The sequence below is a fragment of the Corynebacterium comes genome, from assembly GCF_009734405.1.
GTDB classification, from domain to species: domain Bacteria; phylum Actinomycetota; class Actinomycetes; order Mycobacteriales; family Mycobacteriaceae; genus Corynebacterium; species Corynebacterium comes.
This window is the reverse complement of the sequence record NZ_CP046453.1, coordinates 602,387-619,054: the sequence shown is the minus strand read 5'-3', so window position 1 is coordinate 619,054 and position 16,668 is coordinate 602,387. Positions and strand designations below refer to the sequence as shown.

20 protein-coding genes are annotated in these 16,668 nt (G+C 67.2%); 8 read left to right on the top strand and 12 right to left on the bottom strand.

Translation table 11 applies throughout. From position 1 onward, the window contains the following. The first annotated feature begins 2 nt into the window (after positions 1-2). Both CETAM_RS03050 and CETAM_RS03045 read left to right on the top strand, forming a co-directional pair. Positions 3-203: a hypothetical protein gene (locus CETAM_RS03050; protein WP_156227030.1), complete on the top strand. Its 201-nt coding sequence runs from the start codon at positions 3-5 to the stop codon at positions 201-203. Between the two features lie 231 nt (positions 204-434). After that, positions 435-1,085, top strand: coding sequence for a DUF4352 domain-containing protein (locus tag CETAM_RS03045; RefSeq protein ID WP_156227029.1), 651 nt, complete (start codon positions 435-437; stop codon positions 1,083-1,085). On the opposite strand, the gene CETAM_RS13920 is transcribed toward CETAM_RS03045, so the two are convergent. Next, entirely contained in the window at positions 1,082-1,600 is a 519-nt protein-coding gene (locus CETAM_RS13920) for an IS5 family transposase (protein ID WP_197085747.1), read from the bottom strand. The two genes, CETAM_RS03045 and CETAM_RS13920, sit on opposite strands and share 4 nt — an antisense overlap. Beyond that, the gene (locus CETAM_RS13915; RefSeq protein WP_197085748.1) at positions 1,593-2,012 is read right to left on the bottom strand and encodes an IS5 family transposase; all 420 of its coding nucleotides are present in this window, start codon (positions 2,010-2,012) and stop codon (positions 1,593-1,595) included. Before CETAM_RS13915 ends, CETAM_RS13920 begins: the two co-directional genes overlap by 8 nt. A 247-nt stretch (positions 2,013-2,259) precedes the next feature. Between CETAM_RS13915 and CETAM_RS03035 the strand changes: the two genes are divergently transcribed. Further along, positions 2,260-3,348 carry a glutamate--cysteine ligase gene (locus CETAM_RS03035; RefSeq protein WP_156227027.1) on the top strand — a complete coding sequence of 363 codons (1,089 nt, stop codon included), beginning with the start codon at positions 2,260-2,262 and terminating at the stop codon, positions 3,346-3,348. Here CETAM_RS03035 and CETAM_RS03030 read toward each other — a convergent pair. From CETAM_RS03030 to CETAM_RS03000, 7 genes are all read right to left on the bottom strand, one after another. Beyond that, positions 3,335-3,790: a YdcF family protein gene (locus tag CETAM_RS03030; protein ID WP_156227026.1), complete on the bottom strand. Its 456-nt coding sequence runs from the start codon at positions 3,788-3,790 to the stop codon at positions 3,335-3,337. The genes CETAM_RS03035 and CETAM_RS03030 overlap by 14 nt on opposite strands. Positions 3,791-3,797: 7 nt before the next feature. Beyond that, positions 3,798-4,241, bottom strand: coding sequence for a hypothetical protein (locus tag CETAM_RS03025; protein WP_156227025.1), 444 nt, complete (start codon positions 4,239-4,241; stop codon positions 3,798-3,800). Beyond that, entirely contained in the window at positions 4,238-4,483 is a 246-nt protein-coding gene (locus CETAM_RS03020; protein WP_156227024.1) for a hypothetical protein, read from the bottom strand. Before CETAM_RS03020 ends, CETAM_RS03025 begins: the two co-directional genes overlap by 4 nt. Positions 4,484-4,533: 50 nt before the next feature. After that, a complete protein-coding gene (gene purE / locus CETAM_RS03015) occupies positions 4,534-5,034 on the bottom strand; it encodes a 5-(carboxyamino)imidazole ribonucleotide mutase (RefSeq protein ID WP_156227023.1) in 501 nt (166 codons plus the stop codon). 12 nt (positions 5,035-5,046) lie between these two features. Next, complete coding sequence (locus CETAM_RS03010) at positions 5,047-6,267, bottom strand: 5-(carboxyamino)imidazole ribonucleotide synthase (protein WP_269076384.1); 1,221 nt, start codon at positions 6,265-6,267, stop codon at positions 5,047-5,049. Between the two features lie 230 nt (positions 6,268-6,497). Beyond that, complete coding sequence (locus CETAM_RS03005) at positions 6,498-6,971, bottom strand: PH domain-containing protein (RefSeq protein WP_156227021.1); 474 nt, start codon at positions 6,969-6,971, stop codon at positions 6,498-6,500. 71 nt (positions 6,972-7,042) lie between these two features. Then, positions 7,043-7,831 carry a biotin--[acetyl-CoA-carboxylase] ligase gene (locus tag CETAM_RS03000; protein ID WP_156227020.1) on the bottom strand — a complete coding sequence of 263 codons (789 nt, stop codon included), beginning with the start codon at positions 7,829-7,831 and terminating at the stop codon, positions 7,043-7,045. 152 nt (positions 7,832-7,983) lie between these two features. Here CETAM_RS03000 and CETAM_RS02995 point away from each other — a divergent pair, with 152 nt between their 5' ends. The 4 genes from CETAM_RS02995 (at position 7,984) to CETAM_RS02980 (ending at position 12,055) form a co-directional block, all read left to right on the top strand. Further along, positions 7,984-9,615, top strand: a complete 1,632-nt coding sequence (locus tag CETAM_RS02995; protein WP_156227019.1) for an acyl-CoA carboxylase subunit beta — start codon at positions 7,984-7,986, stop codon at positions 9,613-9,615. A gap of 82 nt (positions 9,616-9,697) precedes the next feature. Then, positions 9,698-11,239: an acyl-CoA carboxylase subunit beta gene (locus CETAM_RS02990; protein WP_156227018.1), complete on the top strand. Its 1,542-nt coding sequence runs from the start codon at positions 9,698-9,700 to the stop codon at positions 11,237-11,239. A 10-nt stretch (positions 11,240-11,249) separates the two neighbouring features. Then, complete coding sequence (locus CETAM_RS13800; protein WP_407923947.1) at positions 11,250-11,462, top strand: acyl-CoA carboxylase subunit epsilon; 213 nt, start codon at positions 11,250-11,252, stop codon at positions 11,460-11,462. After that, on the top strand, positions 11,462-12,055 hold the full coding sequence (locus CETAM_RS02980; RefSeq protein ID WP_156227016.1) for a Maf family protein: 594 nt from the start codon (positions 11,462-11,464) through the stop codon (positions 12,053-12,055). Before CETAM_RS13800 ends, CETAM_RS02980 begins: the two co-directional genes overlap by 1 nt. Here CETAM_RS02980 and CETAM_RS02975 read toward each other — a convergent pair. Beyond that, positions 12,052-14,169: an acyltransferase family protein gene (locus CETAM_RS02975; RefSeq protein ID WP_156229342.1), complete on the bottom strand. Its 2,118-nt coding sequence runs from the start codon at positions 14,167-14,169 to the stop codon at positions 12,052-12,054. The two genes, CETAM_RS02980 and CETAM_RS02975, sit on opposite strands and share 4 nt — an antisense overlap. Positions 14,170-14,254: 85 nt before the next feature. Here CETAM_RS02975 and CETAM_RS02970 point away from each other — a divergent pair, with 85 nt between their 5' ends. Then, entirely contained in the window at positions 14,255-14,680 is a 426-nt protein-coding gene (locus CETAM_RS02970) for a DUF3151 domain-containing protein (RefSeq protein WP_156227015.1), read from the top strand. Positions 14,681-14,699: 19 nt separating this feature from the next. Here CETAM_RS02970 and CETAM_RS02965 read toward each other — a convergent pair whose 3' ends face one another. Together CETAM_RS02965 and CETAM_RS02960 are read right to left on the bottom strand one after the other, a co-directional pair. Then, positions 14,700-15,479: an enoyl-CoA hydratase gene (locus CETAM_RS02965; RefSeq protein ID WP_156227014.1), complete on the bottom strand. Its 780-nt coding sequence runs from the start codon at positions 15,477-15,479 to the stop codon at positions 14,700-14,702. A gap of 107 nt (positions 15,480-15,586) precedes the next feature. Beyond that, entirely contained in the window at positions 15,587-16,660 is a 1,074-nt protein-coding gene (locus CETAM_RS02960; protein WP_156227013.1) for a Cj0069 family protein, read from the bottom strand. Positions 16,661-16,668 lie beyond the last annotated feature (8 nt).

The following is a 16,668-nucleotide window of genomic DNA, read 5'->3' as shown; positions in this document are numbered from 1 at the left end:
CGGTGAGTTCGGACCCGGATCCGGGTCGGGAACGCCGCCGGGCACTGCAACACGAGACGCTGCTCGGATTCCTCGGATTCTTCGCCTTCCTGGCACTTGTCCAGGCCGTGGGGAACCTCTTCGCGCCGGAGCCGGCCCTGTGGCCCGGGGTGCTGGCCGGCGTCCTGGTCGGGCTCACGTGGTGGGTGTGGCGGCGGGGCTGAGGCCTCCGCGATTCCGAACTGCCCCACCCTCCGGCCAGCCGAGCCGGGGCCGGACCGGGTTGGGCGTGCGGCGTTGCAGACTCCGTCGCGCCCCGCGCCACCGATCGAACACATGAGTCAGTACCGGGGACGCTGCGTCGGAGGCCCGGGATAGTTTCTTACTTGTCACCGAAAGTTTCGGGGCACAACGTCCCCGGACTTCTATTCCCCCGCCGCACAAGGAGCGCTCCCATGACCAGCCCCGACTCCAACCAGCCCCAGCCTTTCAACCAGGCCTACGCCCCGGCACCCGAGCCCAAGCAGAAAAAGAAGAAGTGGCTCTGGATCGTCGGCATCGGCGCCGTGCTGGTGCTCTTCGCCAACATCGGCGGCGGCGATTCGGATGATGAGGCCTCCACCGCGGCGGACGACACCGCGGTCGAGTCAGTCGAGGCGGTGGAGACCGTCGAGGCCAACGACGTTGAGGCCGTCCCGGCGGCAGCCCCCGCCGAGGAAGCTGCCCCCGTGGAGGAACAACCCAGCACGCTGACGATCGGTGAGTCCGGCGAGACCGGCGGAATGAACGTCACCGTGGGCAACGCCCGCTTCGCCTCCGACGTGCTGGGCAACTACATCTGCACGGATGTGGCGCTGATGAACAACGCCGACTCCAAGAAGAGCTTCAACCAGTTCGACTTCGAACTGGAAAAGCCCAACGGGGTCGTCGCCAACACCACCTTCACCGGCCTGGCCATCAAGAACCTCGAAATCGCCGAGCTCAATCCCGGCGGGACCACCGACGGCACCGTCTGCTTCGACTCCGACGGCACCCCGGGCGAGTACCGGATCGTCTACAAGGGCGGTTTCTTCAACGCCCCGCTCACCTGGTCCGCGGCCCTCTAGGGCGTGTCTCCTAAAGCTCTGAGCCAGGTGAGCACAGCACAGAGCACGACGGCTCCACGATAAACCACGGCGAGTTTGTCATAGCGGGTGGCCAGGCCCCGCCACTGCTTGGCCAGGGCAAACGCCCGCTCGACAACATTGCGGCCCTTGTAGGCATGAGGGTCAAAGGCGGGCGGGCGCCCACCTTTGCTGCCTCTACGTTTACGGGCCGCGATACTGTCACGCTTTTCAGGAATGACCGCCACGATCCCCCGCTTACGCAGGTCACGCCGAATCACCGTCGTCGCGTAGCCACGGTCAGCCAGGACCGCATCCGGACGCGACCGCGCCCGCCCGGGACCCATGCGCGGGACGTGGATGTCGTCGAGCACAGCCTGAAGCATCGCACCGTCGTTGCGCTGCCCGCCGGTGACCACCACAGACAGGGGACGGCCGTGTCCGTCGACGCCGGCGTGAATCTTGCTCGACAGCCCACCGCGCGACCGGCCAATTCCATGACCTGCTGGTTCAGTCAACGCCAGCGGCAGATTCTTGTGATTCGATCGAGCCCCCTGTGTCCTGCTCGGGCCGGGTCGTGTTCGTCGCGTGCTGGTGGGCACGCGCGATCGAGGCGTCGACGGAGACGTTCCAGTCGATCTTTCCTTCCGCATCGGCCACCGTCAGCAGGTAGGTCAGGACGGCATCCCACGTGCCGTCGGCGCAGTAGCGGCGGTGCCGTTTCCAGACGGTCTGCCAGGGGCCGTATTCATCGCGGGGCAGGTCCCGCCACGGGATTCCGGTGCGGTAGCGGTAGATGATGCCCTCAACGACCAGCCGACTGTTGTGAAAGGGACGACCCCGCTGCCCATCACTGCTGGGCAGAAGGCGCTCAACCGTCTCCCACTGGTGGTCGGTCAGGACGCGAAACCGACTTTTGGTGTCACTCACCGATCCAGTATCGCCCCACCGACCAACCTATTTAGGAGACACGCCCTAGCTGATCCCCGCCCACCCCTCACTGGACTGCCAGGCCGGGGGGGATCCGGAATCCGCCCAATTCCGGCGCGGCAGGAACTATCCTGTGGAGAACACATAAGCTCCCATTCAAGGACCAGCCAATGCCCACGCCACCGGTAGCCACCACCCCGCCCGCTGGGGCAGGTCGACGTGACGCGATCAGGTGGGCCCGTTGACGGTGCGCAAGTTCGGGGTCGAGGAGGAGCTGCTTCTCGTCGATGCGGAGACTCTGGAGCCGCTGCCAGTGGCGGAGCGGGTGGTCAATCTTGCCCGGCGGTCGCCCCTCGGCGACTACGAGATCACCCGCGAGTTGAAGCAGGAACAGATCGAGGTGGTGTCGCCGCCGCAGACCACCCTCGATGGACAGCTGGCTGCCATCCGCACCGGCCGCGCCCTGGCGGAGGAGGCCGCCTCCAAGACGGGTGCCCGGGTGGTGTCGCTCCCCACTGCTCCCGGCCCGCTGACCTCCCACCTGGTGTCCACTCCGCGCTTCCGGCAGATCCAGGACAGCTTCGGAATCACCACCGCCGAGCAGCTCACGTGCGGCTTCCACGTGCACGTGGAGATCCGTTCCCGGGAGGAGGGGGTTGCCGTCATCGACAGAATCCGCGGCTGGCTGCCTGTGATCCTGGCACTCAGCGCCAACTCCCCGTTCCTGGGCGGCGCCGACACGGGATTCGCCTCCTACCGCTACCAGCTGTGGAACCGTTGGCCGACCGCCGGGCCCACAGAGATCTTCGGCTCGGCCGCCGCCTATGACCAGCTCTGCGAGACGCTGCTGGCCACCCGGGTGCCACTGGACGTCGGCATGCTCTACTTCGACGCGCGCCTCTCCCAGCGCTACCCCACCGTCGAAGTGCGGGTGGCGGACGTGTGTCTGGAGGCGGAACACGCTGCCGCGATCGCGGCGCTCATCCGGGCGATGGTGGAGACCGCCGCAGGTGAGTGGCGGGAGGGCATCCCACCCGATCAGACCCCCGGCACGCTGATCCGGACCTGGTCCTGGCAGGCCAGTCACGACGGCGTGGACAAGGACCTCATCCACCCCGCCACCCGGCGTCGCGTCCCGGCCGCTGACGTGCTCGCCAGCCTGCTCGACCACGTCCGACCCGCCCTGGTCGAGTACGGCGAGGCGGACGCAGTGTCAGCGACCCTCGAGGCGATCCTGCGCTCCGGTTCCGGGGCGCGGCGCCAGCGCGAGGCGTACGCACGGCGGCTCGACATGCACGATGTCGTCGCGGTCGCGCACGACATCACCCACCAATAGTCTGCCGCAGCCACCGCCAGGCGATGCGCAGCGCGGAATGCGGGAGGGCCAGGCATTCGCGCGGCAGCGCCACCGCCAGGTGGACCGCAGGGGTACTGGCGGCGACCACCTCCACGGGAATGCCCAGATGCCACGCCCACAGGCGGGTGCGCCACACATGGAAATCACTGGTCACGACGGTCCAGCACCGCGTGTCCGGGAGCAGCGCGTGGGCGTTCTCGAGGTTCTCGTTCGTGCTGCGGGCATCCGGTTCCCGGATGATCCGCTGCTTGTCGACGCCGCGCTCCACCAGCCATTCCGCCATCGCCCGGGCCTCGCCGTGTCCGGAGACGACGACGGTCGAGGGGGCGTCGATAAGCGAGAGGGCCTTCTCAAGCCGGGCGCGGAGATTAGGGCCGGGATATCCACGGCTCGTGCCGGCACCGAGAACCAGTATCGGCATGGGGCTCCTAGAGGAAGGACTGCGCGGTGGCACGGAGTGTGTCCGCGTGGAGGACAGCCTCAATCCTATGACGCGGGGTGGTGGCAGCGTGAAGAGACTGATGGGCGGCAATGAGCCGGCGGTGAATCCCGGCGGCCTGCTCTTCGCGCCCCTGCAGCTGCGTACCGATTCCCTTGGTCAGCATGAGCGTGTCCCAGCGGGTGATCGTCTCCGCCAGATCGAAGGAGGCGTCGCGGGCGAGTGCCTCCAGCTCAGCGTCGACGGCCCGGCTGTTCTGCGCGACCCCGCGCGCGGCCCACGCCTGAACGAGGAAGTTGCCACCGTAGAGCAGGCCCACGATGGGCACGGCGACAGCGAGCAACCAGAGCGCAATGCCCACAACCCACAGGATCGCCCCGATGAGGAAGATGACCACGGCGATCATCGCGCAGCCGGAATTGTTCTGCTTCATGAATTCAGCCACATCCACATCGCATCGGCGAGCAGATGGACGAGATAACCGGCCACCAGTCCCGCCACGATGACGGCGGCACCGATGAGCGCGAGGAGCAGAGGGTTGGGCTCGTCCCTCTGCTCCACGTAGGCGGCCACTTCCATCATGCGGGCCCGGACAGCGGTCTGTTCAGACTCGGTGGTGGCGGTGCGTCGGCGCTGACGCAGCCACCGGATGTCGTCGATCGTCGCAGGATTCATGGCCCGAACATAGCGCGGCGGCCGGACATGACCCACCGCGGGTGTTCGAACTAACCCTCGAGCAGTCGCTGCCGCAGGGCATCGTCCTTGGCCTCGACCTCTTCCGCCATCTTCTGCTGGTAGGCGGCCATCTTCTCGGTCAGGGTCGGATCTCCGGCGCCGAGGATGCGCACGGCGAGCAGCCCGGCGTTCTTCGCGCCGCCGATGGACACAGTCGCCACGGGCACGCCGGCCGGCATCTGCACGATGGACAGCAGGGAATCCAGGCCGTCGAGCTCTGCCAGCGCGCGCGGCACCCCGATGACCGGCAGCGGGGTGGCTGCGGCGATCATGCCGGGCAGGTGTGCGGCACCACCGGCACACGCGATGATGACCTTCAGGCCACGCCCGTGTGCGGACTTGGCGTAGGCGAGCATCCGCTCAGGGGTCCGGTGCGCGGACATGACGCCGACCTCCAGCGGTACGCCGAACTCGGCGAGCGCCTCAGCGGCGGGGGCGATGGTGGGCCAGTCGGAATCCGAGCCCATGATGATGCCAACGAGAGGGGTCATTTCAGTTCTCCTTTAAGCGGTGTAACCGTCGGCCCAGCGGGCGTTGACGAGGTAATCGGCGGCCAGGGTCGCTTCCCGACGCACGCGGGGAAGCTCATCACCGGAGAGGTTCACATGACCGATCTTCCGGCCCGCGCGCCAGGTCTTGCCGTAGAGGTGGATCTTGACGTGGGGAAAGCGTGCCCAGACATCCGCCATGCGGCGGGCCATGGGAAGCTCGGGGTCGACTGAGCCGCCGAGCACGTTGGCCATGACGGTGACCGGGGCGGTCCGCTCGACAGAACCCAGCGGGTAGTCCAGGACCGCGCGCAGATGCTGCTCGAACTGGCTGGTCACACAGCCGTCCTGGGTCCAGTGGCCGGTGTTGTGCGGGCGCATCGCCAGCTCATTGACGGCGATGGTGGGCTGGCCGTTGTCGTCGCGGTACTCGAAGAGCTCCACGGCCAGAACGCCCGTGACACCGAGTTCCTCCGCGACGGTCACTGCGAGCTGCCGGGCCCGCTGCGCCAGCTCGTCCGGGAGTTCCGGGGCAGGGGCGACGGCCTCGGTGCAGATGCCGTCGGTCTGTACGGACTCGACGACCGGCCAGGGCCTGACCTCACCGGAGGGGCGGCGGGCGACCATGGCGGACAGCTCGCGGACGAGGGCGACCTTCTTCTCCGCCATGAGGGGGGTGCCGGCGTCGAGAAGCTTCCCCACCAGAGCGCTGAGCTCCTCGCGGGACCCGGGGAACCAGACCCCGTTGCCGTCATAACCACCGCGGCGGGCCTTCAGGCAGACGGCGCCGTCGACGGCGTCGAAGAACGCCAGGGCGTCATCCACGGATTCGATGGCGGCGAAAGGCGGGACCGGGGCGCCGATCTCCCGCAGTCGCCTGCGCATCACCAGCTTGTCCTGCGCATTGACCAGCGCATCCGGGCCGGGCTGCACATTCACGCCCTCGCTGATCAGCTGACGAAGGTGTTCGGTCGGGACATGTTCGTGGTCGAAGGTCACCACGTCGGCGCCACGGGCCGCGGCGCGCAGATCGTCGATGTTCTTGTAGTCCCCGATCACGACGTCGGCCGCAACCTGGGCGGCCGAGGAATCAGGCGCACCAGCCAGCAGACGGATCGACTGGCCGAGCTCGATCGCCTCGGTCTGCATCATGCGTGCCAGCTGGCCGTCGCCGATCACGGCGACAACCGGCATACCGGGGACGTGGGCGTTCGGGTTTCCTGCAGGTTCAGTCACGGCCATAACTATAGCCAGCGCGATCCTTCCGCCAGTAGTTCCACGGCTCAGGCGGTGGTATTCCGACGATCCGCGGGAGCCCGTCTGTTTCCACTTCGCTCTCCCTCAACCCGCGAAACCGGGTGACACAGGCGCATAAGGGGGGTGCGGAGCGGAAAATTCCCCGCCGGAAACTCCCCGAAACTCCCGGACACCCCGGAACGCCCCCGGAAATCCGGCAGGATATTCCGCTACCAGTAGTTCATTTGTGCGGGCGGCAGCGAGGACTCGATCATCGCGGTCACCTTCTTCGCCCGCGGCACATCCGGGAAGTAGAGGGGACGGTCATAGCCCGTGATCGCCAGCGTGATTCCGCTGCGTCGTCTTTTCACCGAACGGATATCGCGGAATGGGATCGAGTCAGTGCGCGCACGCAACGCCCCGGCGCGCACCACGATCCGCCGGTCGGTGACCACGAAACGACGACGACGCGCCTTGAACAGAGGGAGAACGAATCGCCAGAGGGCCAGGACCGCCCAGATCAGGACGATCGTGTTGCGCAGCTGCGGGTCAACGGCCATGCCGGGCTGGTCCAGCCAGCCGATGAGCATCCAGGACAATCCGGTGACCAGGATGAGTTCGAGCACGGGGAAGGTGAGGACGCGCAGCGGCGACGTGAGGTCGGCGCGCACCACTTCTCCCTGGCCAGGCTGGAACAGTCCCATGTGGCGGGATCTTACCCTGACGGCACCGTCGTTCCAGAGCCGACGGCGGGCAGCCCCCGTGCCGGAGGGCGTCAGTAGTCGGCGTCGGTGCGGCGCAGGTGCGTGACGTCGCCGGCGGCGATGAGATGGCGTGATCCGTCCGCCGCGCGGAGGTCGATGCGTCCGTCCGGGGCAACGTCCGTCACGGTGCCGAATAATTCACCTGTGGGCGCCTCGACACGCACGGGCTTGCCGATGGTGATGCATTCGGCCCGGTAATCATCCATGAGGCTACGGTCGCCGGTCGCCCATTGCGCCAGACGGCGGTGCAGCGCCTCGAGCACTGCCACCGCCATGTCCTCGGCGGAGACGTCGATGCCCTGGAGTGCCAGCGAGGTGGCGTGCGGCACGGGCAGCTCCTCCCTGGTCAGGGATACGTTGACGCCGAGGCCGACGACGATGCGTGGGTCCTCGGGGAAGCCGGCGGCCTCTGCCAGGATGCCGCAGATCTTCTGCCCGTCCCACAGCACGTCGTTGGGCCACTTCAGTTCCGGACCTGCCGCGGCATGTGCCACCGAACGCACCGCGTCGAGCACCGCCAGGCCGGTGGCCAGCGGGATGGTGCCCAGCCGGTCCAACTCGGAGGCAGAAGGTCGCAGCAGCACCGAGAGGATGGCCTGGGAGCCGGGCGGGGCGGTCCACGGGCGGCCGAGTCGACCTCGGCCAGCGGACTGGTGTCCGGCGATGAGGGCGGTGAAGGCGGGGGCCGTAACGTCTGCCAGCAGGTCGGCGTTAGTGGAACCAGTGGATTCAGTCCACTGGACCCGGGCGTACTGCGGTAGGCGGCTCGCCAGACGGCGGGAAATTTCGACGGATGTCACGTGCGCCAGCCTAATGCGTCGTATCGGCCCCTTTCTGACACGCCGATGTTTTGCCCATAAAAACGTTTCACCTGCGGTTTTTCAAATCGTGATACTCATCACATGGGTTTCGTTGTGGAAACTGGCGGCCACAGGGTCTACTATTCCCAAACATGACCATTTCCTCACCTTTGACGGACCTGTCCGAGCTGGCCGACGTCACCACCACCGCCGGCAAAATCGCCGACCTGAAGCGTCGCCGTGCCGAGGCCACCTACCCGATGGGTGAGAAGGCCGTCGAGCGCGTCCACTCCCAGAATCGCCTGACCGCGCGTGAGCGTCTGGATTACCTTCTCGACGAGGGCTCCTTCGTTGAAACCGACATGCTCGCCAAGCACCGCACCACCGACTTCGGGATGGGCAAGAAGCACCCCACCACCGACGGCATCGTCACCGGCTGGGGCACCATCGACGGCCGGGAGGTGTGCATCTTCTCCCAGGACGGCACCGTTTTCGGCGGCGCGCTGGGCGAGGTGTACGGCGAGAAGATGATCAAGATCATGGATCTCTCCGTCACCACCGGTCGCCCGCTGATCGGTCTCTACGAGGGTGCCGGCGCACGTATCCAGGACGGTGCCGTTTCTCTGGACATGATCGCACGGACCTTCTACCAGAACATCCACGCCTCGGGCGTCGTCCCGCAGATCTCCGTGATCATGGGTGCCTCCGCCGGCGGCAACGCCTACTCCCCGGCGCTGACCGACTTCGTCGTCATGGTGGAGAAGACCTCCAAGATGTTCGTCACCGGCCCCGACGTGATCAAGACCGTCACCGGCGAGGAGATCACCCAGGAGGAGCTCGGCGGCGCCGATACCCACATGATCACCGCCGGCAACTCCCACTTCACCGCGCAGACCGATGAGGAAGCCCTCGACTGGGTCCATGACCTGCTCGGCTTCCTGCCGTCCAACAACCGCACCGTCGCTCCGCACGAGGAGTTCACCGCGGATCAGGGCGCGGTCTCCGAGAACCTGACCGCCGACGACCTCAAGCTCGACGGAATCATCCCGGATTCCCCCACCCAGCCCTATGACGTCCGCGAGGTCATCCAGTGTCTCACCGACGACGGTGAGTACCTGGAGATCCAGGCTCAGCGCGCCGAGAACGTCGTCATCGCGTTCGGCCGCATCGAGGGCCAGTCGGTGGGCTTCGTCGCCAACCAGCCCGCCGTCTACGCCGGCTGCCTGGACATCGACTCCTCCGAGAAGGCCGCCCGCTTCATCCGCACCTGCGACGCCTTCAACATCCCCATCGTCATGCTTGTCGACGTCCCGGGATTCCTCCCCGGTGCCGGCCAGGAGTACGGCGGCATCCTCCGCCGCGGCGCGAAGCTGCTCTACGCCTACGGCGAGGCCACCGTCCCGAAGATCACCGTCACCATGCGCAAGGCCTACGGCGGCGCTTACTGCGTCATGGGTTCCAAGGGCCTGGGCGCGGACGTCAACCTGGCGTGGCCGACCGCTCAGATCGCCGTCATGGGTGCCGCAGGCGCCGTCGGATTCATCTACCGCAAGGAACTCAAGGAGGCCTCCGAGAAGGGCCTCGACGTGCTCGAGCTGGCGAAGTCCTTCGAGCGCGAGTACGAGGACCACATGCTCAACCCGTACAAGGCCGCTGAGCGTGGTCTCATCGACGCAGTCATCCTGCCGTCCGAGACGCGCGGCATGATCGCCCGCAACCTGCGCCTGTACAAGGACAAGAACGTGTCCCGTCCGGCGCGCAAGCACGGCAACATCCCGCTCTAAACCGCTGACCATCATCCCGGTGCCTGCCCCGTCCGCGTCCCGCATGACGCGGACGGGGTCTCGCCGTCTAGACTTTAGGACCATGACTTCCACCTCCCCTGATCTCACGACCACCGCCGGAAGGCTGGCCGACCTGCGTGCCCGCCTGGCGGAGGCCGAGGCCCCGGTGGGGACCGACGCCGTTGAGGCGGTCCACGCCTCGGGCCGTGCCACCGCACACGAGCGGGCGCTGGCGCTCCTGGACGAGAACTCCTTCGTGGAGACCGACGCCCTCGCCCGCCACCGCTCCACCCAGTTCGGCCTGGACGCCCACCGTCCCCTCACCGACGGTGTGGTGACCGGTTACGGCACCATTGCCGGCCGCAAGGTCTGCGTGTTCTCACAGGACGCCACGGTGTTCGACGGCTCCCTCGGCGAGATGTACGGCGAGAAGATCATCAAGATCTACGATCTGGCCATCAAGACCGGGGTGCCGATCATCGGTATCCACGAGGGTGCGGGCGCACGCGTCGCGGAGGGCATCGTGACCCTGTCGATGTACGCGCGGATCCTGTCCCGCACCACCACGGCATCGGGGCTGATCCCCCAGATCGCGGTCGTGGCCGGCCACACCGAGGGGCTGCACGCCCTGGCACCCGTGTTCGCCGACATCATGGTCATGGTCGAGGACGGCGGTTCGCTGCACCTGGCCGCCACCGATGTGGTGGAGAAGGTCACCGGCACCGCCGCCACGCCGGAGTCGCTCGGCAGCGCTGCGGTCCACGCCACCACCTCGGGTACCGCGCACTTCACTGCGGCCACCGACCTGGACGCCATCTCCCTGGTCAAGGACATCGTCTCCTACCTGCCGGCGAACAACCGCGCAGAGGCGCCCCGCCCGGACACCGAGATCAGTCTCGAGGTCAACGGCACGGACCTCGAACTGGACTCGCTGATCCCGGATTCGGACGCCCACACCTACGACATGCACGACGTCATCCGTCGCGTAGTCGACGAGGGCAGGCTGCTGGAGCTGCAGGCCGGTTACGCCGCCAACATCATCACCGGCCTAGCCCGGATCGAGGGCCGCGCCGTCGGCGTCGTGGCCAACCAGCCCACCGAGCTGGCGGGTTGCCTCGATTCCCCGGCCGCGGAGAAGGCCGCACGCTTCATCCGCACCTGCGACGCCTTCAACATCCCCGTCGTCGAGTTCGTCGACTCCCCCGGCTTCCTGCCTGGTCAGGACGAGGAACACGGCGGTGTCCTGCGCCGGGGGGCAAAACTGGCCTACGCTTACGCCGAGGCGAGCGTGGGAAAGATCACCGTGATCACCCGGAAGGCCATCGGCCCGTCCTATGTCCTCATGGGTTCGAAGGATCTGGGCGCCGACCTCGTCTTCGCCTGGCCCACCGCCGAGATCGCCGTCACCGAGGCCCGCGCCGCAGTCGCGGCCATCGGCGGCGGAATTGACGAACAGACCTACGCCGACAACTACATCAATCCCTATCTGGCTGCCGAGCGCAGCCTCGTTGATGCGGTCATCGAGCCGTCCACCACCCGCGCCCAGCTCATCGAGGGCCTTCGCCTGCTCGACCGCAAGGTCATCCAGCAGCCGGCGAAGAAGCACGGAAACATCCCCCTGTAAGGAGCCGATCGTGACCACCACCACCAAGCCGCTGTTCAGGGTGCTCAAGGGCAACCCGACCACCACCGAGATCGCCGCGCTGACCGCCGTGCTCACGGCCCTGGCCAAGCAGCGCCCGGCCGAGGAGTCCGGTGAGCGTAACCTGTGGGGCCGCCCCGAGGACCGCCTCCAGCGCACCACGCTCTACAACCCGAATGCGTTCCGCAACGTCACCTTCTTCTGATGCGGATCGTTCTCGCGTCCGCATCCCCGTCCCGGCGGATGATCCTCACCAACGCCGGTGTGGATCCGCTCATCCGCCCGGCCGACGTCGATGAGGATGCGCTTCTCGCGTCGCTTTCCCACGCCACGCCGGCCCGCCGCGTCGCTGCCCTCGCTGAGGCGAAGGCACTGTCCGTCGCGGGTGAATTCCCCGACGATGTGGTCATCGGCGGCGATTCCATGCTGCTTCTCGACGGCCGCCTCCAGGGCAAGCCCCACACCCCCGAGAAGACCGTCGAACGGTGGGGGGAACAGGCCGGGAAGGCCGCTGAGCTGCTCACCGGCCACTGTGTGATCCTGGGTGACCGGAAGGTCGTGGAGACCACCTCCACCACCGTGCACTTCGCGGACGCCTCGGAGGCTGACATCGCCGCCTACGCGCGCTCCGGGGAGCCGCTGCAGTGCGCCGGCGCCTTCACCCTGGAGGCCCTCGGCGGCTGGTTCATCGACCGGATCGAGGGCGATCCCTCCTCCGTCATCGGACTGTCGCTGCCGCTGGTGCGCCGGGCCCTCTACTCCTTCGGGCTCGACGCAAGCCACTTCTGGACCCGCTAGAGGAACTCGGCGATCTCCTCCCACAGCAGGGGTGCCAGGGAGTAGGAATAAGGGACGCTGAGGTGGTTGCTGTCCCGGTAGACGTGGACGTTGCCGATCACCGCCGGGCAGTGGCCGTCGACACAGAACCAGGCCGAGGTGTCGACGGCCTTCGCGTTCGGCATGCCCTCGAGGTGGGCCGCCGCCGGATCGGTCGACCGGTAGAACTCGTCCTCGACCACGCCGCATTCGTGGATGTCCCCGATGTCGAGGAAGCACAGGGGCACAGACAGTTCGGAGCCGTCCTCGAAGGTCTTCCACGGGTTGTCACGCAGACCGGCGAAGGGGATGTCGTGGTCGGCGAGGAAATCCCAGAAGGTCGGGTAGGAATCGGGGACCTCCTCCATGCGGCCGCCCTGTTCGATGTAGGGGCGGGTCGTCGTGGAGATCACCAGGTCGGGGTCCGCCTCCGACAGGCGGGTGAGGACCTGCTGGTTGAACTCCACGCAGTCCGGTTCGAAGAGATCGTCGCGTTCCTCCGCGAAAGTGGGGCAGGACTGACGCACCAGCGGGATGACCCGGAAATCGTGTTCCCTGCCCAGCACGTTGAGCGGGGTGACCCACTGCTCGGCGTGGGAGCCCCCGACCAGGTAGACGTCCCGGGTTCCGTCCGGGTCGCCGAAGACGCAGTCCGCACCCCGTTCGTCGACGGGCAGGACCTGCGGATCCTCGCCGAAGAGGGAGATGCAGCCCTCGATCCAGATCTTGGAGACCATCGATCCCACCAGCTCCGGGTCGGGTTTCGGCGTCGCGTCGGGGACCTGCGCACCGATGAGGGCCCGGGCGCCGGGATACCGGGCGGCGTCGAGAAGCACGCCACCGGCGTTGTGCAGGCGCACCTGCCACACGCCCTGCACGGTGAGCAGCGCGACGAGGATGAGGCACAGCGCCCCGCCGCCGACGGCACGGGCACGCGCGGCCCCGGGGGTCCGCAGCTGCGAACGGGCGTCGCGGGCACGCCGCTCGCCTGCCATCGGGCGTCGGGCATGCTGCCGCAACGGCATCTCCACCCGACGGTGGGTGAGATCGGCGAGGAGAATCGACGCCGCCACGACCACGACACCGTGTGCGAGGGAGACGGTCTCCCGCTCCCACAGAGCGAGACTGACGATCAGCAGCGGCCAGTGCCACAGATAGAGCGGGTAGGCGATGTCGCCCAGCCACCGCATCACGCGGTTCGCCAGCCAGCCCGCGACCGGTCCCTGTCCCCCACCGAGGAGCACCAGGACCGCCCCTCCGACGGGGAAGAGGGCGGCGGGGCCGGGGAAGAGGGCGGCGCCGTCGACAAGCAGGCCGGTGGAGAGCACCATCGCCAGGCCCACCCACGTGAACATCTCCCTCAGCCGGGGATGAAAGGCCAGGCGGTGACCGTGGAGCGCCAGCAGCCCGCCGAGCGTGAGCTGCCACATCCGGGTCCACGTGGAGTAGTAGTTCAGCGGCTGGTCCACCAGGTGCATCCACCAGGCGTAACTGAAGGACACCACTGTGACCACCACCAGCAACGGACTCACCCACCGGGTGAGATCCAGCCCGGCGCGTCGGGCCCAGATCACGCCCATGGCCAGGGCGATCGCCAGCAGGTAGAACTGTCCCTGCACCGCCATCGACCAGAGGTGCTGCAGCGGACTGACCGTGCCGGAGGCGACGTTGTAGTCCGCCTGCTGCGAGGCCAGTTCCCAGTTCTGGAGGTAGAGCAGGCTGGCGGTGAACTGATCGATGATCTCCACGCGCCGCATCTGCGGCACCCACCACAGCGCGGCCACGGCCGTTGCGCCCAGGACCACCAGCAACGCAGGATACAGCCGACGCACCGTGCGCCAGATAGGCCACCACGGGTTCGGGGAAGCATCCCCGCGCCCGGCGTAGCGCAACTGAGAACCCAGGAAGAAGTAGCCGCTGAGCAGGAGGAACACATCCACGCCGCCCGAGACCCTGCCCACGAACACATGGAAGAGGACAACGAACGCGATGGCGAGGCCGCGCAGTCCATCGAGGTCGTACCGGTACGGGAGCCGGTTCACGGGTTGTCGGGCCGTCTCCACCCCGTCACGGGTTCTCGTGTCCGACGCGCCCATCATCCCTCTTTTTCTCTCGGCATTAACCCGCAAGGCTACACAGCCCGGGACGCTCAGCCGAAAAGGAAGGCTAGGCTCGGAGGACATGAAACTCAATGACATGCTCGCCCCGCCGCCCGTCCACCTCCCCGCAGATCCGGCCGCCGACTCCGACCCCGCCGCCGCCGGCACCGCGTTCGCCCACCCCGACAGCCCGCTCGTGTGGGCCACCCGCGCCGAGTCGCTTCTCGACGCCGCCGCCACCGGCAGCGACGACGACAAGCTCACCGCCTACGCCTTCGCCCGCACCGGCTACCACCGTTCGCTCGACCGTCTGCGCGCCAACGGTTGGAAGGGCTGGGGCCCGGTCCCCTACTCCCACGAATCCAACCGGGCGGTCCTGCGCTCCATCGCCGCCCTCGCCCGCGCGGCGCGGCTCATCGGCGAGGACGCCGAGTATGACCGTTGCCGCCAGATGCTCTCCGACGCAGACCCGGAGTCAGTCGCACGTCTCCTCGACAACGCACACTGACTTCTGCAGGGTGGTCGGCTCACGCGTGGCGGAAGTCCGGTTCCCGCTTCTCCGTGAAGGCCGCCATGCCCTCCTTCTGGTCATGGGAGGCGAAGGCCGCGTGGAAGAGACGACGCTCAAAGAGCACGCCCTGGGAGAGGGTGGACTCGTCCACGGCGTTGATGGCCTCCTTGACCATGGTGGTGGCCACCTTCGACTTGGTGGCGATGCCGGCGGCGACCTTGGCCACCTCGTCGAGCAGATCGTCAGCGGCGACCACGCGGGCGACCAGACCCGAACGCTCGGCCTCCTCCGCGTCCATCATCCGCCCGGTCAGACACATCTCCATGGCCTTCGACTTGCCGATCGCCCGGGTCAGCCGCTGTGAGCCACCCATGCCCGGCAGCACGCCCAGGTTCACCTCGGGCTGGCCGAACTTGGCGGTGTCGGCAGCGATGATGAAGTCACACATCAGCGCCAACTCGCAGCCACCGCCGAGGGCGTAACCGGACACCGCGGCGATGATCGGGGTCCGCGCCCGGGTGAGCCCGTCCCAGCCGGCGAACTTGTTGCTGCTGAACATCTCGGTGGCGGACGTCTGTGCCATCTCCTTGATGTCCGCCCCCGCAGCGAAGGCCTTCGCCGAACCGGTGATGACGAAGCACCCGACCTCCGGATCGGCGTCATGCTCGGTCAACGCGTCGACCACTTCATGCATGGTGACGTCGTTCAGCGCATTGAGCGCCTTGGGACGGTTGAGGGTGATGGTCAGAACGCGGCCCTCACGTGCGATGAGGATGTTCTCGTAGTCTGTGGTCATTGCCCTGCTCCTTCGTCAGCGTGGATGTGCCGTGGCCCACACTAACGGAGAACGCCGCCCCGGGGAGGGCGGCGATGGATCGGGTGGGCGTCGACAAGCGGGCGGAGCTAGGCCGGAATCTCCACAGCGAACTTCTCCACGACACGGCCGATGGCCTCCCCGGCCACCAGTTCCTGGATACCCATGTCCAGCTCAGAGGTGAAGCCGACACAGGAGCAGTTGATCTCCCCCAGGACGTAGGTGTCGGAGCCGTCCGGGGCGGTGTCGAGCATGAAATCGGCGGTCCAGATCAGCGGGATGTTGTCGCCGCCGAGTTTCTCGGCGATGACGGGGCGGACCTGCGCGAACATGTCGATGAGTTCCTGCCACGCCTCCGGCCGGTCATAGGTGTACTTCGCCCCGGAGAACAGGGTGGCGGAGAAGTTGTCGTCCCCCTCGGCGGGCTTCTTGTGCACCACGAACACCGGGTGCGGACCCACGAGGAGGATACGGATCTCCCCTTCGACGATGCGCGGCATGAAGCGCATGTCCACGAGCATGCCGTTGGCGCCGATGATGTACTGGTCGCAGAAATCCATGAACTCGCCGAGTTCGCGGATCTCGGTGTGGTTGTCCACAGCCTCGGTGGCCTTGATCTTCGTGTCCAACGGAAGCGCGGTACCCGGCGCAACGGTGGCGGCCAGCCCCTTGTCCGCGAGCTGGACGCGCCAGATGCCGGAACCGGTGGATCCACGGTTCTGCTTGAGTACACGCTCGCCGTAGGACAGGGAGGTGGGGAAGTTGTTGTGGAAGGCCTCCACGGCGTAGTACGCGGCGGTGTCCGAGGGAACCAGATCAGTGTCGCGGAGCTTGACCAGTGCGTCCTTCGCGCCGTAGGCCATCATCTCCGCCGGGGTGGACATGCCCACGAGGCCGGCGTCGGTCAGACGGGAGAGAAAGTCGAGGTAGCCCTGCTCGCCACCCGGGATGTTGCCGGGATTGACGCGGGAGATGTAGGCATCGAAGTGTCCGACGACGACATTGAAAAGCTCGTCAGCTCGCTCGGGGTGGAAGAAGAGCACCTCTGCATGCCAACCCGCATCTTTGATGGCGTTGACGATCGGCATGGTGTCTTTCCGGTGTCCGTCGATGAACTTGTCGGATCCGCCCTCAACTTCGAAGACGACGATGGCCTGGTGCACTCTGCACC

Excerpts from the sequence above, each read along its gene's own strand:
- CETAM_RS03045 (WP_156227029.1), top strand. The coding sequence starts at position 435 with ATGACCAGCCCCGACTCCAACCAGCCCCAGCCTTTCAACCAGGCCTAC.
- CETAM_RS03030 (WP_156227026.1), bottom strand. The coding sequence starts at position 3,790 with ATGCCGATACTGGTTCTCGGTGCCGGCACGAGCCGTGGATATCCCGGC.
- CETAM_RS03025 (WP_156227025.1), bottom strand. The coding sequence starts at position 4,241 with ATGAAGCAGAACAATTCCGGCTGCGCGATGATCGCCGTGGTCATCTTC.
- CETAM_RS03020 (WP_156227024.1), bottom strand. The coding sequence starts at position 4,483 with ATGAATCCTGCGACGATCGACGACATCCGGTGGCTGCGTCAGCGCCGA.
- purE (WP_156227023.1), bottom strand. The coding sequence starts at position 5,034 with ATGACCCCTCTCGTTGGCATCATCATGGGCTCGGATTCCGACTGGCCC.
- CETAM_RS03005 (WP_156227021.1), bottom strand. The coding sequence starts at position 6,971 with ATGGGACTGTTCCAGCCTGGCCAGGGAGAAGTGGTGCGCGCCGACCTC.
- CETAM_RS02995 (WP_156227019.1), top strand. The coding sequence starts at position 7,984 with ATGACCATTTCCTCACCTTTGACGGACCTGTCCGAGCTGGCCGACGTC.
- CETAM_RS02990 (WP_156227018.1), top strand. The coding sequence starts at position 9,698 with ATGACTTCCACCTCCCCTGATCTCACGACCACCGCCGGAAGGCTGGCC.
- CETAM_RS02980 (WP_156227016.1), top strand. The coding sequence starts at position 11,462 with ATGCGGATCGTTCTCGCGTCCGCATCCCCGTCCCGGCGGATGATCCTC.
- CETAM_RS02975 (WP_156229342.1), bottom strand. The coding sequence starts at position 14,169 with ATGGGCGCGTCGGACACGAGAACCCGTGACGGGGTGGAGACGGCCCGA.
- CETAM_RS02970 (WP_156227015.1), top strand. The coding sequence starts at position 14,255 with ATGAAACTCAATGACATGCTCGCCCCGCCGCCCGTCCACCTCCCCGCA.
- CETAM_RS02965 (WP_156227014.1), bottom strand. The coding sequence starts at position 15,479 with ATGACCACAGACTACGAGAACATCCTCATCGCACGTGAGGGCCGCGTT.